Origin of the sequence: Pseudoalteromonas sp. US3C1013, assembly GCF_048401115.1 — a bacterium.
GTDB lineage: Bacteria > Pseudomonadota > Gammaproteobacteria > Enterobacterales > Alteromonadaceae > Pseudoalteromonas > Pseudoalteromonas undina.
Genome location: NZ_CP183076.1, coordinates 291,795 through 313,846, shown reverse-complemented (window position 1 = coordinate 313,846; position 22,052 = coordinate 291,795). Strand labels below are relative to the sequence as shown.

Sequence of the window (22,052 nt, the reverse complement as noted above, 5' to 3'; positions counted from 1 at the left end):
TCGTAATAGTCGTTAACAAAAAAGCAGCTCGAAAGCTGCTTTTTTAATTTATATGGTTTTTTAAAACCCAAATTCTCAGGTTAAAATTAAAGTGCTAACCATACATCGGTTGAACCAGGTTCGTTCCCTTGAGTCCACCATTTAGCTTGGTACTTATTACCTTGATAAGAAACTTCATCACCACTGTTATAAATAGCCGTTGGCTGCCAAACTGCGACACCCGTACCATCTGTAGGTTGTGTTGTTGCTTCCCATGCACCACCTAAATCAGGACGCTCGCCTTGAGTCCACCACTTTGCTTTATATTCAACGCCGTTATAAGTAACGACATCACCACCAACGTATGCAACACTCGCATCCCAGCTTCCTGTAGGTGGATTTGTAGTATCAACGTTTGTAACTGTTACGCTAAAGCTTTGCGTTGTGGTTAATGCGCCATCACTGACTGCAACAGACACTGTGAAGTCTGTATCGGTATCTACAGCGCCAGCCTCAATAGTTACGTTTGCATCACTGCCCACTAATGTTAAGCCTGCTGGTACTGTCCACGTATACGAAAGGGCGTCGTTTTGAGCATCATTAGCCACTACAGCTACACTTGCTGATGCGCCCTCTTCAACGCTGATATTAGCGATAGCATCAACGCTCGGTGCTGTGTTTTCGCCTCCTGATGTTGGCGCAATAACATTAACAACAACATCACGATTAACAGTTGCTTGACCATCTGATACCGCAACAGTTGCCACATACTGTGTATCTGCAGTCACTGTTGGCGCTGTAATGACTAATGATGCACTATTTTGTCCAGATACCACCAGTGCGCTATCAGCATTCCAGCTAAAGCTAAGTGGATCGTTATCTGCATCAGTTGCAGAAGCTGTTACTGTAATACTCTCGCCTGAATTAATAGACACTGATGAAGACACAGAAACAACTGGCTTTTTATTTGTTGGCGGAGCAACTACGCCCCCTAAACCATCATGCATAGCATTAAGAATATCACCATTATCCGCATCTATTTCCCATGCAAATAAACCACCTAAACTATACTGATTAACATACGCTCCTTTAGCCAGTACTGACTTACGGCTATCATAAGTAATTAGTTTACCGGTTGCACGATTCCATACATAAGCGGCTTGTGCTTGCTCATCATAACCCACTTCAAAACCATTAATACCGGTGCCCGCAGCACCAATCATATTGGCTTTAACGCCCTTGTAATCAATAACCCCATCTTCCCATACGCCTTGTGCCGTAGAGCCTTTTAACGGGCCATTACCAGGGGCAGTCATTGGGTTACCATCAATCGCTGCATTTTGCGGGTAAACACCTTCCCAACCACGGCCATACATAGCCGTGCCGACGACGATTTTTTTCGATGGTACATTTTGCGCAAGTAACAGCTGCACTGCATTATCGGTGGTATAAGCAGGGCCTTTACGAGGTTCACCATTATCATCAAGCCCGGTACCATTACATTGACCAGCACTCATATGTTCGCCACAGTAAAGTGCTGTTTGGTGACCGGTTACGTTACTCCATGCGCCATAAAAGTCATAGGTCATGGCAAAAATATAATCCATGTATTGGCTTGCGGCTTGGTAGTCTACATCTTCAATTTTATCGTAACCTGCACCAATGGCTGAGGTTAACTCGTAAGTACGACCTGTTTCTGCTTCTAGTTTATCAAGCATAGCGCGTAGCTCTTGCATTAGCGCCACATAGGCTGGGCCATCGTTGATTGGATCGCCAATGTCTGGGTTGGGGCCGTCACCACCTGGGAATTCCCAGTCAATATCTACACCATCGTAGAATTTCCATGTTCTTAAAAACTCTTCCATTGAGGCAACAAAGGTGTCGCGGTTAGCTTTATTGGTAAAGCCACCGAATGGGTCTGATAACGTCCAACCACCTACAGATGGTAAAATTTTAATATCTGGGTAACGCTGTTTAAGCGCCATTAGCTGAGAGTAAGTACCACGGATAGGGTCTTTTGCATCAACCCCTGGCAGTGCTTTTTGTACTGCGGCCCAAGGGTCGTGAATAACCACTTCGTAATCTGCAGAACCGGCACAAGCGGTTTCAAGTGCACGTTTAGGACCACCCGATAACGATGCGTTTTCACCACAAATTGGAATAAAACCATACAAAATATGACTCAGATTTTGTGCTGGCATATTCGTTACATCATAATCACGGCCATAAATTCCCCACTCCACAAAGTAAGCGCCTGTAACTAAACCTTGTTTGATACCAATGTCGCGGTTATTTGGGTCAACATCCATGGGTAATGGTGCTAGGTGTCCGCCGTCGGTGTCAGCAATTACAATTGGTTTGCCTGCACTGCGAGCACAGGTCGTGCCACCTTCACATAGCTCAACATACATTGTATGGCGGCCCGCTTTATCATAAGGGAATGTGATAGTGCCACTTTTAGAACCAGCAGCAAGCGTGCCCTCATTGACTAGCATGTCATCAAAATAGACTTTGTAGCTATCGCCACCATCACCACTCCATGCACTCCACTGAATGTTGATATTAACTTGTTCAACACGGGTAACTAGCTGCTTATAAGAGCCGTTTCCCTCAAGATCTACCTCAACAAACGAATATTGCTGTGGTTCCCAATTAATGCTTGGTGTAGACGGTGCAGCAGATGCTGTGCTTGCAAATAAAGCAACACCGATGGCTGCGCTTAGTTGTTTGATATTCATAGGTCTCTCTTATCCATTATTTATGTAATTATTTAATAAGTTTGAACTGCAAAACTTAGGCTTTATTAAAGTTTGGTCCATACATTGGCTTGCCCTGGCGTATCGCCCTGAGTCCACCATTTAGCGCGATAGCGCTGTCCTTGATACGTTACTTCTGCGCCAGCTTGGTAGGCTTTGCTGGTATTCCAAGTGGCTGCTGTGTCAGCTTTCGAGGCTGATTCCCATGCCGCTGAGGTATCTGGTTGTTGGCCTTTGTTCCACCATTTAGCGGTGTAAATCACGTTAGCAAAACGGGCTTTATCGTTTGCTTGATAGATCTGAGTGCTGTCCCATTCAGGTACTGTTGGATCAACAGGGTCAACCGGATCGACCACAGGTACATCGTTAACCGTGACACTAAAACTGGTTTGGGTACTTAATTGACCATCCGATACAGATACTGCAATGGTGTAATCGGTGTTTGCTGATACCTCTGCAGTGGTTAAGTTGATGTTGGCACCAGAGCCTGTAAAGCTTAGCGGTGTAGGTACTGTCCAGCTGTAAGTTAGCTCACTTTGCTCATCATCAAAGGCATGCAGATGAATTGCTGTTGTGGTGTTTTCATCAACTACTAGGTTATCTGGGGTGTGTACAATGGGTGCGGTGTTTGTTGGCGCACCTTGCACACTCAAGGCATAGGTATAATTTGCATCGCTGCTATACACTTGGTTTATCAGTACGTCGGTTGCATCAAACGTAATGTCGCCCGCTTGGTTTTGCACCCCAATTTGCACTAAATGCGCGTAATCAAGGTTAAGTTGTTCAGCCAATGCTTGTTGCCAATTTGCTTGATTGTCGGCATTGATTTTAAGCTGTTGGTTGATTACCTCTTGGCCTGTTTCGTCAAATAATCGCGCCCATACGATGTCGCCTGCAATGGCATTTTGCCCTTGGCGAACAAAATAACCGACGCTAGTCCACGAATTTGGATCAGTCGGGCCTGCGTCATTTACTATGTTGATGTCGCTACAGTTATAAAAGCCTTCACCAACCACATCATTACGTTGCCAACGGCTATATAAAATGGCCTCGCCGCTACGGTCTTGCGGAATTGCAACACTCATTTCGTAGTAGCGTTTACCATCAGGGTCTTTAACAACCTCAATGTTGTCGTGCTCTTGCACTAGCTGTAAGTCTTGCCAGGTTAGTACGTCAGTTGCGCTATTGAAGCTTGGCTTGGTAATGTAAAACTGCCAAAAGCTTGGGTTGTGAGGGGTTGATGCAAGGTAACGTATTTGAATATCACCATTGGCATTGGGCACTACATTGCTGCGCTGCCAATGTGGTGATGGTAAATCCATACCCCGTTTGGCTGTATCGCCACCAGCACATAAAGTGCCGTTTGGTACATTGGCCTCAACTGCAGTTTGATTTAAATAGTCAGGAGTATTAACTGAAAATTCAATGGCTTGTACAAACTGCACCGTGCCCGATTCTAAATATGCGGCTCGACACGCAAGGTTAGGAATATTTGTGCCGTCTTCAGGCCACCAGTACCCGCCATCAACCTGACAAATTGCTTGGCGCGCTTTAGGGCTATCCATATAACCATGTGCTTGCACTTGCGGTGCTAGTGTACTGAGTAGTAAACCACTGGTAATTGCAGATAGCGTAATCGTGTTAAGTTTAATTGATGCCATTATTTTATCCTTTATAAGACTCAATACATGGGGCAAGCTCAGGCCTACCCCTCATTGTTTTGTAAATTACAGGCTACAACTTAAGATCCAATCAGCTGTTACACCCGGCTCAGAGGTTGTCCACCATTTGGCTTTGTACACTGCATTGTTATGCACCATTAGATCGCCGCCAGCAGCATGGCTTGGGTTGCCCGCCCAGTCAGTTTGAGGAAAGTTTGGATAAGCAGGTATCGTGGCTATATCAACTCCTTCACACGTACCTACAGGGTCACCTCCTCCGTTATCTGGATTGCCCGTACCATCACCCGGTGTTGCATCTGGTAGCATTGGGTATTCAGCTTTGAATGCGTAAGTTTTTCCATCTTTTTCAATGGTAAAGTTGCTAGGCCCAGTGATTGGCATGTAGTACATCACTTGTGCATTCACAGTTGCACCAGCGCTAAAGTCTTTTGGCTGACCACCCCACTCATTGTTTAATGTGATTGAGAAACGGTGAAACTCGTTCTCATAACCACCAATGTTGTTACCGGCTGCGTTCGAGCCATTTACTTCTACAGCCATGCCCAGTTTTTCTTGTGCATTCCAGTTAGATTTAAAAATAGCGGAAGTTGATACCGGCACATCAAATGAGATTTTTGCACCACTTAAATCAAGACTTGAGTTATTAGTAAATGCAAACGTTGGGCTGATTGGGTAATTATCATCACCAATTGGGAAGTCTTTTGCTGTAAATTTGATATCTACGGCTTCAGCAGGCACTGTGAAGTTTGGATTTCCGCCATGTACATCATATGCAACACCGCTTTGATTAAACTTATCGTATGCTAATGAGGTTAATGTAGAACCCATGAAGTACTCGCCTTTGGCTGAGTTATAGTCAAAGTCACCTGCCAGCTCCCAGAACATGATACCGCCAAGACCATTGTTGATAACGTAATCAACTTTTGTTGCCATCGACTCTTCATCTTCTATCGAGAGGAATACTTTTTTATCTGCGTTCCATAACCAAGGTGCAACGGCAACGCTGTCATAGTGACGAGTATAAGTACCCGTTAAGCGGTCATCAGCGTCTGTATCAGGTGTTAAGCCATACACGCCTAAATACGAGCCAACAATACCGTTTTCAAGGTTTTTAACATGCCATAATGGGTTTGAACCAGCTGGCATTTCTTGGCCTGCATCGTTCTTATCATGCCAAAGGTTATCAATGCCTAACGCACCATTACCGCATTTGTTTTTCTCACCTACGCCGGTACCTTTAGCGCAATCAGCTTGATTTGGTAGCGCCGCTTGGCCCCATAAACCGTTTGTTCCGCCTGATACATCCTTAAAACCACGGGTGTAATAAGGTAAACCAATATTGATTCGACCCGCTGACATCGCACCACGGAAGTAACGCACTGCCCAATCAGTATTTAAATACCCAATGCCTTCAAACTCTTTGGTGCCGTATACATTCCATTGCGCAAGCTCTGAGTCTAACCCAGTATCAAATAATGCCGCGTTGTGACCTACGTGCGAGTTCCATGCGCCATGTAAGTCATAAGACATGATATTTACATAATCAAGGTATTGAACCGCTTGGAAGGTTTCCATACCGCGCAGTAAATAACCTGAAGAAGGCGATGCAATCGTGAGTAAATAATGCTTACCCGCAGCTTCACCTGCACGGTCTAGCTCTTCACGTACTTTTTTCATTAGCACTTGGTATGAGGCATTTAAACCACCACGACGTGCATTAGAAATTGGGAAGTCATCAGGGTGGCCTGAGTCATTCATTGATGATGGGTATTCGTAATCAATATCAACACCATCAAAGCCATATTTTTCAATAAACTCAACTGCACTTTGGGCAAATGCATTGATACCTGCATGGTTAACTGAACCATCAGCATTGGTGGTCATGGTGTAAAAACCACCGCTTGCAACACGGCCTGTTTCATCAAAGTAACCACCGGTTTCAGCCCAACCGCCCACAGATATGAGTGTTTTTACATCTGGGTGTTGTTTTTTGTATTTGTTTAACAGGTTAAAGTGACCTTTGTAGTTAAACTCTGGGTCCATTTCAGCGCCAACTACGCCCGGCCATTCCATATTAGTGGCAGGGTTATTTACTGAAGTAGGATCGCCAATAGATACTTTGTTGTTTGCATCAACATGGGCAAATGCATAGTTGATGTGGGTGATTTTATCCCACGGAATATCGTTCACTAAATAACTGGGTTGACCATTAGCGCCATTACGCCAGCTAGTAAAGTATCCAATTACACGGCGCGGATGATCTGGGCCCATGATCTCACGGCCATCAGCGTCATAAATCGTACAGTAAGGCGTGTTTACACCGGGAGTTTGATATAAACCTTGGGGACGACAGTCAGTGCCCGTAACTGGGCCGGTATTTTCATCAACAACCGTTAATACTTTTGTTACTTGCGCTGTTGCACCGTCGTTATCTGTCACCGTTAGGGTGAAAGTTGCCTGACCAAGTGCCGTTGCTTGCCATGCAAAACTGCTCGCTGGTGAGCTTGATTGATGAACATCCACCCCGTTTGCTGCAAAGCTCAGAGCCGTTACTTGGCCATCACTATCAGTTCCAGAAAGTGCAAACACCACCTGCGAACCAACAACCAGTTGATCCGGTAGCGTGCTAAATGAAATAGCGGCAACTGGTGCTTGATTAACAGGGTCAACAATCACTGAATCACTTACACTTATCGTATTAACAACTTCAGCAGACATCGCTCCTTCATCGTCTGTTGCTACAGCACTAATTTGATGTTCGCCCGCAATAGCTTGCCAGTTAACACTAAACGGCGCAGTGTTATCAACCGCAATGGAAGTACCGTCTATAAAAAACTCCACACCTGCAACCGAGCCATCTGAATCAGTTGCTTGCGCCAAAATGACAACGCTGTCTTTATCATTAAATAAAGAACCATTCCCAGGTGTTATCTCAGTAATTATAGGCGATTGATTATCATTGACAGCGCTGTCACATACATCCAAAAGTAACCAGTCTTGATATTGACCTGCATTCTCCAAAGGATTGGCTTGTGTCCACCACTTGGCTTCATAGGCATTATTTTGTGCCTTAACTTGGCTTCCTGCTGTATGAGTTTGCCCTAACTCCCATGCCGTTAATGTACTGCAATCAGTTGATGCGTATACATTTAAACTAAATGCACTTAGAGGTAAGGCACTTAATTTGAAGGCATTTTTTATTATTTTCCGTGAGCTCATTTGCTCCTCCGCTTAGTGTGTTAAGAAATGCTATTGTCAGTTTCCATTTATGAAACTAGCATGAACAAAGTAAATATCAAGTAAATAAAGTGTAATTAATGAACAAAAAAAGTATTAATTAACTAATTAATAATATAAGACTAGTTATTTATACGTATAAAAATCCATTCATATACTAAGCTCAAATAAATGACACTTATCAATCGAGCATAAAAAAGCCCAGAAAACTGGGCTTAGTTTACATTAGGAATGTATGTTCTGTTTAATTAAATGAAACCGTAATAATATTCGAGCATACGTTTTCAGAAACACATAACTGATAGTCGTATGCAGGTAATGTTGCGTTACGAACGTAGTCACGGTAACGACCATTGTCTGATACGGTGCCTACTAGTTCACCATTTCGGTATAAGCTAAGTGACTCAGCACCCACTTCTTCCCAGTTTAACTCTACACGCATTGTATCAAGGCGTGACTTATTAGCGCGTTTTAGACTCAACTCAATTTCAACATCACTTACAACAACTGTTTGTGTGAATGTATCTGAGTTGTTTTCACTATCTGTTACAGTTAGTTCAACTTCATAACTACCTGATTCAGCGTAGGCATGAACAGGGTTTGCATCAGTTGAAGTTGCACCGTCACCAAAGTCCCAGCTCCACTGTGAAATATCATCATTTGCATCACGACTTGTATCTACAAATGTGGCTGTAAGGCCTTGCGTATCAACATCAAAACCAGCGCGAGGAGGTTGTGGGCTTACTTCACCAATAGCACTAAATTTAAGTGACCAACCATTTATTGTGCCGGTATCTGAGCCTGCAGTATCTTCAACATGAAGTGTCCAATCACCTGTTGCAACTTCCCCGTTAAATGCACTTGAAGTAAATGCTTTAACAATATCATCTTGACTACCGCCCTCATTGCTTTGCAGTGTCACTTCATTACCTTGCGCTGAAATAAGTGTAAGTACTAAATCACCTGACCAAGTATGCGAAATGTCTACATCAGCAGTGGTACCAAAAATAGTTAAATCATCGGCCACTGTTATGACAGAGCTTGCACCTTCCGGAGAATTATCTGGAATCGCAACACTTTCATCACTAGTGTAAGTAAAGTCATTCAAACCAGCAGGTTGCAACATTAAGCTTACTGTTTGCTCTTTAACTTGCTCGTCTGTTGTCGCGGTTACAGTAAAGTCATAATTCCCCCACTGAGTTTCGCTATTAGTTGCCACTGTAAGTACAACTTCATCACCTGGACGAGCAGTAGTTGCGCTTAGTGATGCATCAGCAAGATCAGCAGCCAAAGCCAGTGAAACATCGCCATCCCATTGTGCAATTGAACCAATCGTAAAGGTATAAGTGACTGTATCACCTACAGTTGCTTGCTGAGAAACAGGCGATACAGATAATTTAAACCCAGGAGTTGGATCAGCATCTATCAGTGCTTGGTTTATATTTAGGCGTGTACCTGCAACCGTTTTACCATTTAATGCCGCATTAGCATCACCACTAGACATAAGTAATTCTTTAAGCTCTAGTGTTGTTAAATCAGGATTAACTGACAGTACAAGTGCAGCAGCACCGGCTACATGTGGCGTTGCCATTGATGTACCAGAGTAACTTGCATAGCCGCCACCAGGAATGGTTGATAAAATCGCACTACCTGGCGCGCCCATATCAACACTGGTTAAACCCCATTGTGAAAAACCAGACATATTGTCGCGACTATCTGTGCTTGCAATAGATAATACATTATCATTTTCATAATTAGATGGGTAATGAGGGTTTACATCGTTGTCTACCGCATCATTACCAGCAGCAGCTACAAATAAAATATCAGCTTCTTCACTGGCAGTAATCGCATCAGCAAGTGCTTGGCTATAACCACCACCGCCCCAGCTATTGTTTAATACACGAAGGTTAACACCTGAGTTTTTAAGGCCTACCATGTAGTCAATACATTTAATAGCGCCAGATGTAGAACCTGTACCATCTGCAGCTAAAAACTTACAACCTGCAATAGATACATCATGGTTTACACCTACAATTCCCACACCATTGTTACCACTGGCACCAATTGTACCTGATACATGTGTACCGTGGCCTTCGTCATCCATTGGGTCGCCAGCATCGGTAATCGCGTTAATACCGTGCACGTCATCAACATAACCGTTACCATCATTATCGATACCATCGCCAGCAATTTCACCGCTATTTACCCACACATTCGCAGCTAAATCAGGATGACTATAATCTACACCGGTATCAATAACACCTACAACAACATCACGGCTACCAGTTGAAATTGACCATGCTTCTGGTGCATCAATATCAGCATCAGCAGTGCCACCAGTTTGGCCTTCATTATTTAAGCCCCATAAATCTTCAAAGCGAGGATCGTTTGGTGTTGCTGCAATGCTCACACGATAGTCAGGCTCAACATACTCAATAGCTTGATGAGATTTTAAGCGCTCAATAGCTTCTTTAGCACTCATTCCAGATATTTTAAATTTAGCAAGGCGACCAGAAAATAACGAAGTGAAGTTATCATCAACTTCATCGCTGTTTAAATCTGATATTTTTGCTTTAACTAACGAACGAGCTTGCTTACGCATCTCCGGCGAAGCATTCTTTTTATATTTAACAATAATCGAGTCACTGCTCGCAGTTACTTTTTGAGTTGTACTGCTAACATCAGGCAATTTAGCCGCAGCTAAACAAGGTAATAGTGCAAGTGTAATAATAGATAATTTTGTTTTCATTGTTCTATCCGTAATTAAGTTAACTTAGCTGTACTAAGTAGAAAATTTACGTCTAAGAATTTAAGAAATCACGTGGCAAGCTTTAAGAAAACGGCTAAATAACGACTAACTCAAGTAAAAAAAGCAAAACAAGGTACAAAACCATCATTTTTAACTAGAAATATAGCGATAAAAACATAAAAAACATCCATTTTAATGAGCAAAACCCATAAACTTTAACATGCCATTAACCCATTATTTTTTACTAGATTTTACTGTAAATTTAATTCAACCCCAAAATAACACTTCAAGACATTGAAAATAAAGTACTTTAAATACCATTAAAAAAGATGATTCAAAATAAGTTCATTGAAGAATACAGTGATTGAGCAGTTATGAATTAGGTAACGGTAAATTTACTTATTAAGTACAAAAAGCCGGTTTCTACTTTCATAATTAAAACGCACCTTACGTTTAAGAATAAAAAAGTTAATCACACATTATCACAGCACGGCATGCTGTAACGACAAACACCTTATTAAAACTCAATAAATAATCAAGGTGTTTAATTTTGTATTTCAAGGAGAATAATAATGAGACTAAATAAGTCAATTCTTAGCTGTGCTATTGCAATAGCAATGGGATCAAGCTTTGCTGTTCACGCCAACACGGCAGATAAAAATGTATCGACCTCACCTTTAAGCGCACAAGTTTCAATTCAAAGTGATTCAAACTCAATTACTTTAGAGCAAGTCCTTAACAATAATACTGCGGTGCTCATGCAAGACGGTGACAGTAACACCATGATTGTAGAAACCGTTGGTGAAAACAATACAAATGAAGTCACCCAATTACAGTTTGGCAATTACACTAAAGTAACGACCGTTGGCGACAATAACGATCAAGCCTATTTTCAAGATGGTACTGCAAATGGCGCATTAACAGAGGTTACAGGTAATAATAATAATGTTTACGTTAGCCAAAACGGTCAAGGCTTTTTAGTTAACAACGAAGCTATTAATATTGTAACTGGCGATGATAACTACGTTGAAGTAGAGCAAGGCTCTGGTGGACATTGGTTTTACAACATGGACATGCAAGGCAATGCCAATGAAATTACTGCTTTTCAAAGCGGTGAATGGAGTGAAGCCGAAGTATCAATGCTAACCGGTGATGATAATTTAATATACCTTAGCCAAGCAGGCTTCTGGAACACATTTAAAGTTACTTCGCTACAAGGCAATGATAACGAAATTGATGTTGTGCAAGAAGGTGACAGAAATGCGGTCACTTTTAATAATATTTCAGGTGATGTTAATGAAATTCTCGTTGAGCAAGAAGGCAATACAAATGCGGTTGCCTTCACTGATGTAGTCGGCAGTGAAAACAGCATTGATATTGACCAAGAAGGTACTGATAACGTAGCCGATTCGGCTTTGTTCGAAGGCCAAGGTAATGAAGTTGAAATTACCCAAGTTGATACTGAGAACATGGTTACTGCAGAACTTATTGGTGACAATAATGAGTTAAAAGCAAACCAAAATGGTGCATCTAACGAAGCATACATGGGTGTATTAGGCTCAAATAACGAATTTGATATTAATCAAATGGGAAATTTAAATTCAGCGCATTTAGCTAACTTTAATGGCTCAGACAATGACGTTAATCTAACTCAAGCCGGTGATGAGAATGCAATTTTAGTTCAGTCTTCTTACCCGAATATGGCATTAACGTCTAACAATAATGATATCGATATTAACCAAACTGGTAATCAAAACGAAGCAATCGTAACTCTTGCTGGTATCTTAGATAGTAACTCAAACCAAATTGATATTGCCCAAAATGGCGACATCAACCTTGTGGATATGATGGTTGAAGGAAATGGTCATAGCGTTGATATTTCACAAGAAGGTATTGGAAACTGGGTTATTGGAACTGATGATTCAGCATTTTTACTCGGTGGTGAAAATGTAGCATTTAATGTTACTCAAACTGGTAATGATAATATTGTTGAAGGCGCTGTTATTGGTTTTAATAGCACTGTTTCTGTTACTCAATTGGGTGATGGCAATACAACAACAATTACACAAATGTAATTGATAAATGAGAGGGAGATTGACTCTCCCTTTTTTTCTTTATGATAAAAACAAAACACACCTACTTACTTGCCGTTTTACTCTTTTGTTCACCAGTGGTAACGGCTGCTGATGACCTAGAGATAGATGGTTTATTGCTCGATCGTAGTATTAGTCGCTTTGGTCATCAGTTTTATTACGAATTTTCTAATTACTGGCGAGATCTCCCCTCTACCGCTGGCTTTAATATAGAGATTAAAGAAACCGTCATTCCAAAAGCAGGTACGAAATTAACCTTAATAATGAATAATCAAGTTGTTTATGCAACATACTTAGGGCGAAGACTAGAGCCACTTGATGAACGTGTAGAACAAGCTGTTTACACAGTTATAGACGCCATGGCGCGTTCCAATATGAAAGTCTCCTCTCCTGATATGGCATTAAATGGATGGTAAAAATGAAAAAAATAGCATTAACAATAATAACAACTTTAAGCTTTTCAGTCTCCGCTACTGAAATTATTTATACCCCTATTAACCCGAGCTTTGGCGGTAATCCACTCAATGCCAATATGTTACTTAGTAAGGCACAAGCACAAAATAAACATAGAGCACCGGTTGTCGAAAAAGGATACGCTGAGCAATTTCAAGACTCATTAGAGCGAACATACTTAAACCGTATGGTTAGAGAAATAACAGATATGGCCTTTGGCGAAAATATTGAAGACAGTATTTTTAACCAAGACTCTATATTTATGAGTGGTGATTATCAAATAGAAGTCATCACCAGCACAACCGACACAATCACTGTAAAAATAACAAACATAATTGATGACTCTGTGGTGATCATTGAAGTTCCGAGGTTTGGATAATGTATAAAGTAATTATAATAACAATCGCTCTTTCTCTTAGTGGTTGCTCTACTATGGGTAATTTAATTCCTCCGTCAAAACAAAGTGCGGTAACGTTAGAGCCAACAGATGTTTTTTCTGATTTAAAAAGCTTACCTAAACCTGCGGGTAGCATTCCAGTTTCGGTTTATTCATTTCGCGATCAAACCGGTCAATATAAACCACAGACTAATGTTAGCTCGTTTTCAACGGCCGTCACTCAAGGTGCAAACTCTATTCTAGTGCAAGCATTACATGAGTCTGACTGGTTTACGCCGGTTGAACGTGAGGGTTTGCAAAATATTTTGACTGAGCGAAAAATTATTAGAGCGGCACAAGCGACTAACCCTAATCAGGGCGAGCTACCGCCATTAACCACCGCTAAGATTATTTTAGAAGGTGGCATTATTAGCTACGATACCAATGTAAAAACTGGCGGATTAGGGATGGAATACTTTGGTATTGGTGCCTCTGAGCTATATCGTGAAGATGCAATCTCAATTTATTTGCGCGCAGTCGATGTAAGAACTGGCCAAGTACTATTATCAGTAGCGACCAGCAAAAAAGTATTGAGCCAAGAAATGCGAGCAGGCTTCTTTAGATATGTTAGTTACAAACGTTTAGCCGAAGCCGAGGCTGGATTTAGTGATAACGAACCTATGAGTATTTGCGTGACACAAGCCATAGAAAAAGCGCTTACTGATTTAATTACTAAAGGCATAGATCGAGGACTTTGGGCTAAAAAACAAGCTTAAAAAATAAAAGGCTATACATATAGCCTTTTCATTTAATTATCTAATGGAAGTAATACCGAAATATAGCGCTGTGCCCAATTTGCAAGCTCTATACGGTTACGCGATTGAGTCTTTTTAAACGCACTATAAAGGTGGGTTTTCACTGTGTGATCACTAATATTGAGTTTGTTCGCTATTTTATCGTTACTCGCACCCTGCGCTATTAATTGAATTACCGATTTTTCGCGTTTGGTTAAGTTTTCGTAATCCGATTTACTAAGTACTATGTCATCGTGCAATAAATTGTTAGATGAAGCTGCATTTAATATATCTTTGAATGCACCTGAAATCACTTTACGAGTAAACCATAGTTCTCCATCGGTTATTCTTACAAGCCCCTTAAAAATATCCTCCGCAGCATCTGAGCTATAAAAAACACCATTGAAGTGGTTTAATAATAAATTTTTCTCACATACAGCATTTGGCTCAACGTTAAATAAAATCACCTTATGTTGCTTAGCTAAACAGATTAATTCGGCAGGAATTAATGAGTGCCAATCTTTATCAGCACCATCGATGAGGAACAACTCAACATTGTCACGTTGCCCAGCTTTAGGAAGCGCATCATCCATTTTAATCTCTTTAAATAATGCATTTAAAGTACTTAAAACCGTAGTATAGCTAGCTGCATAAGCAGAAGATTTAAACGTTGTTTTAATAAAAGCAAATTTCTTATTTAACATAAATTTCATCCCTGAAACACTTATGTCACATTACCTAAATCAGCCACAAAATACAATGCTCTTTTGGTATAAGATTAGCAGAGTGAATCCCTATAAAGCAGTTAAGGCAAATTAACTTTTAGTGAGCATATAAAAGCGCAATGTTACACCGTTAGTCCAACCAAATCCTTGTTGTACTTGATATTCCCCCCCGCTGGCTTTTTTTTGCGGTGTGCATACATTATATTTTTCGAGCAAGCATTTATTTTCAATAAAATCTTGTTCTACCATTGTTAGCCAGTTTTTCATTATGCGTGTAGCTAATTGTTCAATACCATAATTACGCAAGCCTTTTACCGCAAACCATTGTAATGGAGCCCAGCCATTCGGGCTGTCCCATTGCTGTGGAGTATCAACAACAGTGGTTACAATGCCGCCTGCTTTTAAAAACTGCTCGCTCAATACGTTTGCAACCAGTTCAGCTTGCTGTTGCGAGGCTAAATTAACAAAAAGCGCGGTACTTGCCGCTGCACTTAAAATAGCAGACGGCTTAGATAGCTTATGATTATAATCAACAAAAAAACGCTTCTCATTGCTCCAAAGATATTGATTAATAAGCGACTTTCTTTTTACAGCATAGTTGCTGTACGTTTGTGATTGTTGCTCATTGCCAAGCAATTTAAAACATTCACTAAGCTGATTTTCTAAATTGTACAGTAGGCAATTTAGATCTATAGGTACAATATCTGTCGTTTGAATTGAGCTTAGTAAGTTTGACTCGGCTAACCAGCGCGAGCTAAAGTCCCACCCAGATTCGCACGCAGCACGAATATTACGATAAAACTCAGGTTTTTTATCATTACTAAATCCTGATGCAAGCGCTAAGTCTTCTCTTAATGACTCTGCGCGAGGAGCCGCCTCATCATCCCAATAGCGATTTAATACCCCACCACATGGCATTGTTACTACGCGTTTTACACTTGTTTGCGCATCATCGAGTGTACCTGCTCCTTGCATCCAAAATGCGTGCTCTTTTATTAAAGCTTCAACACACAATTTAAGCCAAGCTAAATTATGTGTTTTACTGTGTGTGTGCTGCCATAAAAGCTCAACCATCAGCGCTAAAATAGGCGGTTGTGAACGCGATAAATAATAACTGCGGTTACCATTGGGAATACAGCCGTAATCATTAATTAAATCTATAAAATTCTGTAGCATGTCTTCTACTACATCACTTTTATCTGCATCAATTAAACCCAGCGCAGTAAAATAACTATCCCAATAATAAATTTCTTGAAAACGTCCACCAGGTACAATATAGCTGTGCTTTAAAGCGAGTAAAGAATTAGCTTTGGGTGTATCGGCTTCACGTCGAAGGCCGCTCCACAGTGAGTTTATGTAGCCTTTTACACTGGTGGTATTTGCAGCCGCTTTCATTGTTAATAAAGGCGTTGTTATAAAATGCGCATCAACAAAGTCTCTTAATTGAGCTTTATCAAGGGGTGCTATTTGCTCATACTGTATACAGGCACTTTGCCAATCAACACGCGCAGTTGCATCTGCAAACGTTTTACAGTCGCTAAATATGTGCTGTGTTTGTACATCTTTAAATAATTGGCTATTAAAAAAACTCATAACTGTCCTAATCTATTAACTATTGACTGCGTGTTGTGAAATGGCATGGGTGCGTTTTTTAAAGATAATCACGCTAATAAAAATTAAACTAATGGGCACAAGTGAAAGATAAAAAGCATGCTGGCCACTAAAGTGCTCAAATACATACCCGGTTATCACCGACCCTGTGGTGCCACCAAGTGCTGAAAACACAACGATTAACCCAGTCATTGCAGCATGTTGATGCTTTTGAAGCGCACTGAGCATGACTGAGTTGAGTACCGGATAAATGGGCGCCATAAAAAAGCCAATTAATGGCAAAACAAACGCCGCCAGAGGCGCATCAAATAAACTATTCACCTCGCTTTTAGGTAAGTTTTCCGTTAGTGGTAAGGTAATAATGATCAACGCAGCCATAGCAACTAAACAACAGCTAAGTACTACAAACCAATGAATATGCTTTAATACTTGGCCCGCCACTAAGCGCCCTAAAGCAAGAGCTGCGGCAAAAATACTCGCTAGTTGTATACTAATAGCTACTGGTAATTGCAAAACTTGATTATTAAATGTAGGCAACCAAGTCCCTACCCCTTGCTCGATTAACACATACAAAAATGCACTAATAATAAAAATCAGCACTAACGGTTGATAGGTAAGTTTGAGCATAGCAATAAAGTCATTCCAACCCGAGTTGCTTCTTTGACCTTTGATAGCAGGCTTTATTGGTGCTATCACAACACTAACAACCACCAAAAGCGTAAGCGCTGCTAATAGGTAATAAACATTCAACCACGCATTGCTATCAACAGGGTCTATAAATGCGGTGAATACCCAATAGCCACTTAATACACCCACCATAAAAATGCCTTCTATCGTGTTTAGTAATGATGAGTGACTATTTGCATCCTCAGTCACTTGGCCAATAATTGAATAAACCGACACCTTAACGACCGCAAAACCACAACCCACAGCAGCAAATAACACTTTAAACATGTAAAAGTCACTTATTACAGCCGTACTCAAACACGCTATAGCGACAACTATCAGTGCTAGCAGCATTGCAAGCTTGTAGCCTAAACGTGGTATAAATGAAGCAACAACAAATGACATTATTGCAATTGATAAGTCTTTAAACCCCTCTAAAACCGACGCTTCTGTTTTGCTTACTCCTAGTGTGTTTATAGCCTGCAAAATAACAGTGCCTACGCTATTTAATAGTATTGCGAAAATAAAATAGCTTGCAGCAATTGCCAGTGTGATTTTTATTTTACTCATTGCTTGCCTCGTTTATAGCTACATACGCCATAACTTTTATAAAAAGCAAATTACCAATAGGGGTAAATTACCGTGTGTGTTAGCCAGTGAGTCCAGAGTTTAGTGTAGAACAAATACCATTGCAATCGTTTGCATTTTAAATTTAACAATTAATATACATGCATACTAAGTTAACGTTTGCTTGACTGGCGAGTAATTAATTCTATATCAATAACTTGTGATTCGGCTTTTTCACCTGAAAACTGCTGTATTAACTTTTTAACTAACAAAGTCGCAGCAAATTGGGTGTTTTGTTTAATCGTAGAAAGAGAGGGATGGCTAATATCAGCCATGGCAATGTCATCAAATCCAACCAGTGCCACATCGTTGGGAATACTTACATAGCGCTCTTTCAGCGCTTTCATCGCCCCCAGTGCAACCATGTCACTACAGGCCATTATCGCGTCAAAATATAAACCTTTTTCACGTAATAACTGATTAATTGCTTGATACGCTGAGCGACTGGTAATATCAATGGATATAACATGCTGCTCAAGTTTATGAGTAGAAAGTGCAGCAGCGTAACCACGATGCCTTTCACTAATTTCACCATGCTCAGGATCGCCTAAAAATAAAATACTTTTAGCACCGTGTTCTATTAAATGAGCGGTCGCTTGCATTCCTCCTAAGTAGTTATCGCTGCCGACAATAGGATAATTGCTTTGTGTTTTTGGATCCCCCCATACAACTAAAGGAATACCCGCATCGGCAGCCGCTTCTATATTAGTTTGGCTTTTTCCTTGCCCCACAACAATAATACCGTCTGCTCGGCGGCCATTAATAAAGTAATTAGCCCAGTCATCTTGCGCCATAATAGAGTTAGATAACAACAACTCTAAACCCTGCTGATTAAGCGCAAGGTTAATTTCGCTCACTACCTTGAGTAAAAATGGATCGCTGATTGACTGCTCGGTTTGCTCATCAAGATTAATAATGACGGCAACAACATTGGTTTTTTGCGTACGTAAACGGCTAGCTGCCGTGTTAAGGCTAAAATTATGTTTTTTTGCAAGCTGCTGAAGCTTGTCGCGGGTTTCTTGTTTTATAAGCGGGTTATTATTCAGCGCGCGCGAAACCGTTGAGGTAGATACCCCTGCAAGCTTTGCTAAATCAGCTAATTTAATTTTTTTATTATTCATAAAACCCTAAACGCTCCACTTCGGCTGATGCTATATCTAACTTACTGACAATATAGCATTATTATTTTTTACTGGCTTGCCCATTAACTTAAAAGTTACGCTCTTGTGTAATTACGCTCAATAAAACAACAGCCCATATTAATAAATAATTTACAAATAAATATTGCAAACGTTTGCATTTATCTCTAGAGTTTCTATTTATACAGCTTGTTTACATTAAAATCTAATCAATCTCGCTGTAATACACACTGTTTAACACACTAAAAACGGGATCTCACACATGAAATTCAATAAAGCAAAAAGCATGCTAGCCTGTGCAATTACTTTAGCCCTAAGCACACACGCTGCTGTTGCAGCAGAACAAGCAAAAGAAAAAAAAGTTGAGCGAATTGTCGTTTCTGGTACCCCCGCAGGTGTTGGGATCAGAAAAATTGATGCCAGCTACGCAGTAACAAATATTGATTCATCACAAATTATAAAATTATCACCAAAAAGTACTGCTGACTTATTTAAAGCTGTTCCCGGTGTGTGGGTAGAAAGCTCTGGTGGTGAGTCTGGTGCCAACGTATTTGTACGTGGTTTTCCAGGAGGTGGTGATGCGCCATTTTTAACACTCAGTATTGAAGGCTCGCCAGTTTACCCTGCGCCTACTCTTTCATTTTTAGAAAACTCATCGTTATTTAGAATCGATGAAACGATTGAAACGATGGAAGCACTGCGTGGTGGTCCTAACCCTGTGCTATCCAATGGTCAGCCTGGTTTAACAACCAACTTTAGGTTAAAGCGTGGCAGTGAAGATACTCAAGGCTTATTTAAATACACCACTTCAGATTACGACTTACAACGGGTTGATGCTGTGCTAAGTGGTGAAATCACCGACGATCTATATTATATGGTGGGCGGCTATGTTAAAAGCTCACCGGGGATCCGTGATGCAGGGTTTACCTCAGAAAAAGGAAGCCAATTTACAATTAACATCACTAAAGAGTTAGACAATGGCGAGCTTAACTTTTATACCCGTCAAACAGACGATCACGGTGCTTGGTACTTACCCACCCCGTTAAACGTTGACGGTATTGACGCCCAGTATACTCAATTAGGCACACTTAACCGTCAAGCGACGATTTTTACCGGCCCAGATGCGCAAGCACACGATATTGACCTAGGTGATGGCCGAGGATGGGATGGCCATGTATCCGGCGGTAGCATTAAACTAGAATTTGATAATGGCTGGCAATTTATAGATCGTTTTAATATTACTAAAGGCGATGCCAATACATTTGGCCTAGTACCTAATGGTTCAGCAACGACAATTGGTGAAGTGGCTGACAATGGTCAAACGGCATTCGGTGCAGTGACTAACACCGAATATGCTAGTGACACCGCGATTCAGCAACTGGGTCGCTGGGTAGTATTAAAAGAAATAAGCTCGTTTACTAACGACTTAGCCTTTTCAAAGCAATTTGGCGATTTATCGGCCACTTTTGGTTATTACACCGCAAGCACATCTGCGAGCGATTGGTGGAGCTTAGGCAATACGGCGTATCACGTGCTGGAAGCCGGTGGTGAGTCATTAAATGGCATTGAATGTAACCAAAGCACTGACGGGTGTGGTTTTAATTACGATATTAGCTCAACAGGCGATGCACGCACCAATGCTTTTTACTTTACAGGCCAATACAAATTTGCAGATGCATTTACGCTTGATTTAGGTGTACGTAAAGAAAACCATGACGTGCAATACAGTGTTGATGAAGACCTTGACGGTATTATCACTAAAGCCGTTGATTACGATGAAAGTAAAACCTCATGGACAACCGGTCTAAACTATTCAATTAATGACGACATGGGCGTGTTTGCACGTGTTAACCGCGGTTATAAAATGCCATATTTTGATGACTTTAGAGATAACTTTGGCGCATACCAAGGGGGTGAAAAACTAATTAAAGAAGTAACGCAGGGCGAACTAGGTTACAAGCTTATTTCAGACTCTACCGACTTCTACGCCACCTTTTTTGTCAACGAAGTAAAAGGCGATACCTTTGTAAGTCGCCCGGGTGTACCGGCTGAAATTTTAACCAACGAAGCGTATGGTGTTGAACTTGATTACAATTTTAATCATGAATCTGGCTTTTCTGTTAATTTAAATACCACATTACAACAAACCGAAATCACTGAAAGCCCTGAAAATAAAGGTAACGACGCACAGCGCCAACCTAAATGGCAGGTACGTGTAACACCAAGCTATGACTTTGAAGTAGACGGCATGTATGCCACTTTATATGGTACCTTGTCAGCAGTGGATGACCGCTTTGGTAATAACGAAAACACCGTGACACTTGATGGCTACGAAAAAGTAGACTTAGGTTTAATTATTGAACCAATGGAAGGCATTAAACTGCAATTAGCCATAGATAACCTAACCGACGAGCAAGGTATCACTGAAGGCGACCCACGTAATGCCGACGCGCCCAATGGCCGTTACATTATGCCGCGTACAACACGCTTAAGCGTTAGTTACGAATTTTAATACACTCCCTAAGCAATAAATTAAAGTCGCTGTGTTTAATATACTGCGGCTTTTTTTATTATAGGTGTCAACCTATTAGCAAGCTCTCTATGCTCACTAACAGGTAAATGTATGCCCTCTTTATTGCAAGATTGTATCAGCGGATAACAATCTAAAAACACACACGTGTGACGATAGGCGACGGCTTTAAATTCAATAGATAATTGTTCAGCTTTTATACCTGCACCTGCGTAAATACTTTTATAACTTCCCACTTCATGAACCTTGGGCGGGCTTATAATGATAATCTTTGGTATTGTTTTACAATGATAAAAGGCTTTAATGGCTAAAATCAACTCCTCAAGCGCTTTGCTAATATCGATAGCAGACAGTGCAAAACGGGCTTTTAAATCATTGGTGCCAAGCGCAATAATAACAACATCAACGGTGTGCACTTCCAGGTAAGGTTTTAAATACTTTACGCCTGATTTATCGCCGCTAAATGGCGGGTTATTCACTAAGGTACGATTAGGCTGCCCAGCTTCAATAACGAGGTGCCCTGTACCCAACAGCTCTGCTAATATGCCCGGCCAGCGTTCATGCGCAGGCAGCCGCTTTCCATCAACGGGTGATGTACCAAAGGTATTGGAGTCGCCAAAACAAAGAATATTCAT

Annotated in this window: 14 protein-coding genes; 5 read left to right on the top strand and 9 right to left on the bottom strand. The window is 41.0% G+C overall.

What is annotated here, in order from left to right; all coding sequences use genetic code 11:
• Positions 1-86 precede the first annotated feature (86 nt).
• From ACNSN2_RS16830 to ACNSN2_RS16815, 4 genes are all read right to left on the bottom strand, one after another.
• Positions 87-2,717, bottom strand: a complete 2,631-nt coding sequence (locus ACNSN2_RS16830; protein ID WP_418609658.1) for a glycosyl hydrolase family 18 protein — start codon at positions 2,715-2,717, stop codon at positions 87-89.
• Between the two features lie 65 nt (positions 2,718-2,782).
• Positions 2,783-4,396: a lytic polysaccharide monooxygenase gene (locus ACNSN2_RS16825; protein ID WP_418609660.1), complete on the bottom strand. Its 1,614-nt coding sequence runs from the start codon at positions 4,394-4,396 to the stop codon at positions 2,783-2,785.
• 66 nt (positions 4,397-4,462) lie between these two features.
• Complete coding sequence (locus ACNSN2_RS16820) at positions 4,463-7,636, bottom strand: glycosyl hydrolase family 18 protein (RefSeq protein WP_418609662.1); 3,174 nt, start codon at positions 7,634-7,636, stop codon at positions 4,463-4,465.
• A 262-nt stretch (positions 7,637-7,898) separates the two neighbouring features.
• Complete coding sequence (locus ACNSN2_RS16815) at positions 7,899-10,403, bottom strand: S8 family serine peptidase (RefSeq protein WP_418609664.1); 2,505 nt, start codon at positions 10,401-10,403, stop codon at positions 7,899-7,901.
• 572 nt (positions 10,404-10,975) lie between these two features.
• Between ACNSN2_RS16815 and ACNSN2_RS16810 the strand changes: the two genes are divergently transcribed.
• From ACNSN2_RS16810 to ACNSN2_RS16795, 4 genes are read left to right on the top strand one after another with little or no spacing between them, the layout of a single operon-like run.
• The gene (locus tag ACNSN2_RS16810) at positions 10,976-12,478 is read left to right on the top strand and encodes a curlin (protein WP_010389315.1); all 1,503 of its coding nucleotides are present in this window, start codon (positions 10,976-10,978) and stop codon (positions 12,476-12,478) included.
• Positions 12,479-12,519: 41 nt separating this feature from the next.
• Positions 12,520-12,912 carry a curli production assembly/transport protein CsgE gene (locus tag ACNSN2_RS16805; RefSeq protein WP_010389316.1) on the top strand — a complete coding sequence of 131 codons (393 nt, stop codon included), beginning with the start codon at positions 12,520-12,522 and terminating at the stop codon, positions 12,910-12,912.
• Entirely contained in the window at positions 12,906-13,328 is a 423-nt protein-coding gene (locus ACNSN2_RS16800; protein WP_010389317.1) for a curli assembly protein CsgF, read from the top strand. Before ACNSN2_RS16805 ends, ACNSN2_RS16800 begins: the two co-directional genes overlap by 7 nt.
• Positions 13,328-14,101, top strand: a complete 774-nt coding sequence (locus ACNSN2_RS16795) for a CsgG/HfaB family protein (protein WP_138569882.1) — start codon at positions 13,328-13,330, stop codon at positions 14,099-14,101. The genes ACNSN2_RS16800 and ACNSN2_RS16795 overlap by 1 nt, the downstream gene beginning before the upstream one ends.
• Before the next feature lie 32 nt (positions 14,102-14,133).
• Here ACNSN2_RS16795 and ACNSN2_RS16790 read toward each other — a convergent pair whose 3' ends face one another.
• The 4 genes from ACNSN2_RS16790 to ACNSN2_RS16775 all read right to left on the bottom strand — a co-directional run bounded on the left by ACNSN2_RS16790 (position 14,134) and on the right by ACNSN2_RS16775 (position 18,869).
• Complete coding sequence (locus ACNSN2_RS16790) at positions 14,134-14,823, bottom strand: response regulator transcription factor (RefSeq protein WP_418609667.1); 690 nt, start codon at positions 14,821-14,823, stop codon at positions 14,134-14,136.
• A gap of 111 nt (positions 14,824-14,934) precedes the next feature.
• Positions 14,935-16,437, bottom strand: coding sequence for an alpha,alpha-trehalase TreF (gene treF, locus ACNSN2_RS16785; protein ID WP_418609668.1), 1,503 nt, complete (start codon positions 16,435-16,437; stop codon positions 14,935-14,937).
• Positions 16,438-16,452: 15 nt separating this feature from the next.
• The gene (locus ACNSN2_RS16780) at positions 16,453-17,691 is read right to left on the bottom strand and encodes an MFS transporter (RefSeq protein WP_138594315.1); all 1,239 of its coding nucleotides are present in this window, start codon (positions 17,689-17,691) and stop codon (positions 16,453-16,455) included.
• Between the two features lie 170 nt (positions 17,692-17,861).
• Complete coding sequence (locus ACNSN2_RS16775; protein WP_138594317.1) at positions 17,862-18,869, bottom strand: LacI family DNA-binding transcriptional regulator; 1,008 nt, start codon at positions 18,867-18,869, stop codon at positions 17,862-17,864.
• A gap of 280 nt (positions 18,870-19,149) precedes the next feature.
• Here ACNSN2_RS16775 and ACNSN2_RS16770 point away from each other — a divergent pair, with 280 nt between their 5' ends.
• Positions 19,150-21,399: a TonB-dependent receptor gene (locus ACNSN2_RS16770; protein ID WP_418609671.1), complete on the top strand. Its 2,250-nt coding sequence runs from the start codon at positions 19,150-19,152 to the stop codon at positions 21,397-21,399.
• Between the two features lie 35 nt (positions 21,400-21,434).
• On the opposite strand, the gene ACNSN2_RS16765 is transcribed toward ACNSN2_RS16770, so the two are convergent.
• Positions 21,435-22,052, bottom strand: a complete 618-nt coding sequence (locus ACNSN2_RS16765; protein WP_075170020.1) for a GDSL-type esterase/lipase family protein — start codon at positions 22,050-22,052, stop codon at positions 21,435-21,437.

What these genes read in the sequence shown, in the direction of transcription:
- ACNSN2_RS16820 (WP_418609662.1), bottom strand. Translation starts at nt 7,636, where the DNA reads ATGAGCTCACGGAAAATAATAAAAAATGCCTTCAAATTAAGTGCCTTA.
- ACNSN2_RS16810 (WP_010389315.1), top strand. Translation starts at nt 10,976, where the DNA reads ATGAGACTAAATAAGTCAATTCTTAGCTGTGCTATTGCAATAGCAATG.
- treF (WP_418609668.1), bottom strand. Translation starts at nt 16,437, where the DNA reads ATGAGTTTTTTTAATAGCCAATTATTTAAAGATGTACAAACACAGCAC.
- ACNSN2_RS16815 (WP_418609664.1), bottom strand. Translation starts at nt 10,403, where the DNA reads ATGAAAACAAAATTATCTATTATTACACTTGCACTATTACCTTGTTTA.
- ACNSN2_RS16770 (WP_418609671.1), top strand. Translation starts at nt 19,150, where the DNA reads ATGAAATTCAATAAAGCAAAAAGCATGCTAGCCTGTGCAATTACTTTA.
- ACNSN2_RS16790 (WP_418609667.1), bottom strand. Translation starts at nt 14,823, where the DNA reads ATGTTAAATAAGAAATTTGCTTTTATTAAAACAACGTTTAAATCTTCT.
- ACNSN2_RS16795 (WP_138569882.1), top strand. Translation starts at nt 13,328, where the DNA reads ATGTATAAAGTAATTATAATAACAATCGCTCTTTCTCTTAGTGGTTGC.
- ACNSN2_RS16830 (WP_418609658.1), bottom strand. Translation starts at nt 2,717, where the DNA reads ATGAATATCAAACAACTAAGCGCAGCCATCGGTGTTGCTTTATTTGCA.
- ACNSN2_RS16825 (WP_418609660.1), bottom strand. Translation starts at nt 4,396, where the DNA reads ATGGCATCAATTAAACTTAACACGATTACGCTATCTGCAATTACCAGT.
- ACNSN2_RS16765 (WP_075170020.1), bottom strand. Translation starts at nt 22,052, where the DNA reads ATGAATATTCTTTGTTTTGGCGACTCCAATACCTTTGGTACATCACCC.
- ACNSN2_RS16805 (WP_010389316.1), top strand. Translation starts at nt 12,520, where the DNA reads ATGATAAAAACAAAACACACCTACTTACTTGCCGTTTTACTCTTTTGT.
- ACNSN2_RS16780 (WP_138594315.1), bottom strand. Translation starts at nt 17,691, where the DNA reads ATGAGTAAAATAAAAATCACACTGGCAATTGCTGCAAGCTATTTTATT.
- ACNSN2_RS16775 (WP_138594317.1), bottom strand. Translation starts at nt 18,869, where the DNA reads ATGAATAATAAAAAAATTAAATTAGCTGATTTAGCAAAGCTTGCAGGG.
- ACNSN2_RS16800 (WP_010389317.1), top strand. Translation starts at nt 12,906, where the DNA reads ATGGTAAAAATGAAAAAAATAGCATTAACAATAATAACAACTTTAAGC.